A 2,356-nucleotide genomic window follows, 5' to 3' on the forward strand; every position below is an offset into this window, starting at 1 on the left:
GACATCGCCCTCGCCCAGCCGGCGGAAGCGCGGCATGATCTCAGCCCTGGCTGCATCGGCGAGAAGATCGGCCAGCCAGTCGATCGCACGGTCGTCAAACGTCATCGGAAATGTCTTGCCCTGTGGTGAGACGCGCATCGAGCGCGGCGAAGTCGAACAGTTTTCGGTCAAGCAGGTGCGAGGGCCGCACATTGGTCATGGCGCGGATCATCGTGTCCTTGCGGCCGGGCATGCGCTTCTCGATGTCGTCGAGCATCGCCTTCATCGCATTGCGCTGCAGCCCTTCCTGGCTGCCGCAGAGGTCGCAGGGGATGATCGGGAAATTCATGGCGCCGGCGAATTTCTCGAGATCGGCCTCGGCGCAATAAGCGAGCGGACGCAGAACCATGACGTCGCCCTCGTCATTGATCAGCTTGGGCGGCATGGCGGCGAGACGCCCGCCATGGAAGAGGTTCATGAAGAAGGTTTCGAGGATGTCCTCTCGGTGGTGGCCGAGCACCAGGGCGGCGCACCCCTCCTCGCGCGCGATGCGGTAGAGGTGCCCGCGCCTCAGCCGCGAGCAGAGCGAGCAATAGGTGCTGCCCTCGGGCAGCTTGTCTGTGACCACCGAATAGGTGTCCTGGTACTCGATGCGGTGTTGAATGCCGTTGGCGTTGAGATAGTCCGGCAGGATGTGCTTTGGAAAGTTCGGCTGACCCTGGTCGAGATTGCAGGCGAGCAGCTCGACCGGCAGCAGGCCGCGCCATTTGAGGTCGAGCAGCAAGGCAAGCAGGCCGTAGGAATCCTTGCCGCCGGAAAGCGCCACCAGCCAGCGCTCGCCGGGCTTCACCATGGCGAAGTCTTCGATCGCCTGACGGGTGAGCCTCAACAGCCGCTTGCGCAGCTTGTTGAACTCGACCGAGGACGGCACATCGCGGAACAGCGGATGAAACCCGCCCTCCGGCTCGTCGGCGATCGGTTCCAGCGATTTGATGCCAAGTGATTTGGTATCTGGCAGCATGTTCATGGTGCAAATGCCCCACGGGGTCCTGGTTGCCGCCCGGCTTAGCGGACCTGGCCGACAAAGAAAAGGCCGCCTCGTGGGCGGCCTTCGATTGCGTTGCTGACCGGCTTTCGATCAGCGCGAATAGAATTCGACGACCAGGTTCGGTTCCATCTGCACGGCGAACGGCACGTCCGACAGGCCAGGAACGCGGGCAAAGGTCGCGGTCATCTTGTTGTGGTCGGCCTCGATGTAGTCCGGCACGTCACGCTCGGCGAGACCCACCGATTCCAGCACGATGACGAGCTGCTTCGACTTCTCGCGCACCTCGATGACATCGCCCGGCTTGCAGCGGTACGAACCGATGTTGGTGCGCTTGCCGTTGACGTTGACGTGGCCGTGGTTGACGAACTGACGGGCGGCGAAGATGGTCGGCACGAACTTGGCGCGATAGACGATCGCGTCGAGGCGCGATTCCAGCAGGCCGATCAGGTTCTCGGAAGTATCGCCCTTGCGGCGGTTGGCCTCCTCATAGACCTTACGGAACTGCTTTTCCGAAACGTCGCCATAGTGGCCCTTCAGCTTCTGCTTGGCGCGCAGCTGCAGGCCGAAGTCGGAAAGCTTGCCCTTGCGGCGCTGGCCATGCTGGCCGGGGCCGTATTCACGCTTGTTGACCGGAGACTTCGGGCGGCCCCAGATGTTTTCGCCAAGACGGCGGTCGATCTTGTATTTCGCGGATTCGCGCTTGCTCATCGCATTCCCTTTCAAAACAATATACCCGGAACCCCATGGCTCCGGGTGAAGGAAACGCGCCCTCCTCTGGCCTCCGTTTTCGAGACCTGACAGGGTTTTCCACGCAACGCGACGGAAAAGCCCACGGGACACGTCAGTTCGAACAAGACCGCCGGCACGCCGGTGAGATCTTGCCCATGCAAAAGAAACCACCGGGCGTCGCCACCCGGTGTTGATGGCCTGTTAAACAGAGATTTAACCGCTGTCAAGCTTGTGACTGGCGACGCAACGGCCGACCTTATACCATTTTGCGTTGCATGCGGTGCCGGATGTGGCGGACGCCGACGGCATCAGGGCGGGGGCGCAACCATTTCGGGACGTAGCTTTGCCCTGACACTTGATGAAGGGACTGGAGCAGAGGAGTCCGAATTCCCATGAAGAAGTTCTTCCTTACCTTAACCGGCGCCGCGGTGTTGGCGGGGTCGATGGCGATCATGACGCCGGCGCCCGCCATGGCAAGGCACTGGCACAGCCACACGCAGGTGTGCCGCGTCGTGGTGAAGAAAAGAGTCGTATGGCGTCACGGCCACCGCCACGTCGTCCGCTACAAGGTGCGGCACTGCTGGTGGCGCCGGTAAGTTG

At 62.1% G+C, this 2,356-nt stretch carries 3 protein-coding genes and 1 pseudogene; 1 reads left to right on the plus strand and 3 read right to left on the minus strand.

All coding sequences use genetic code 11. From position 1 onward, the window contains the following. The 3 genes and pseudogenes from EOA38_RS40720 to rpsD form a co-directional block, all read right to left on the minus strand. A pseudogene (locus tag EOA38_RS40720) lies at positions 1–105 on the minus strand (inositol monophosphatase); the annotation flags it as partial. Next, entirely contained in the window at positions 95–1,006 is a 912-nt protein-coding gene (ttcA, locus tag EOA38_RS33950; protein WP_127301274.1) for a tRNA 2-thiocytidine(32) synthetase TtcA, read from the minus strand. The pseudogene EOA38_RS40720 and the gene ttcA, both read right to left, overlap by 11 nt. A gap of 111 nt (positions 1,007–1,117) precedes the next feature. Then, entirely contained in the window at positions 1,118–1,735 is a 618-nt protein-coding gene (gene rpsD / locus EOA38_RS33955; RefSeq protein WP_126093607.1) for a 30S ribosomal protein S4, read from the minus strand. Positions 1,736–2,148: 413 nt separating this feature from the next. On the opposite strand from rpsD, the gene EOA38_RS33960 reads away from it, so the two are divergent. Then, complete coding sequence (locus EOA38_RS33960) at positions 2,149–2,352, plus strand: hypothetical protein (RefSeq protein WP_127301275.1); 204 nt, start codon at positions 2,149–2,151, stop codon at positions 2,350–2,352. Positions 2,353–2,356: the final 4 nt, after the last annotated feature.

The sequence above is a fragment of the Mesorhizobium sp. M1E.F.Ca.ET.041.01.1.1 genome (genome assembly GCF_003997355.1).
Taxonomy (GTDB): Bacteria; Pseudomonadota; Alphaproteobacteria; order Rhizobiales; family Rhizobiaceae; genus Mesorhizobium.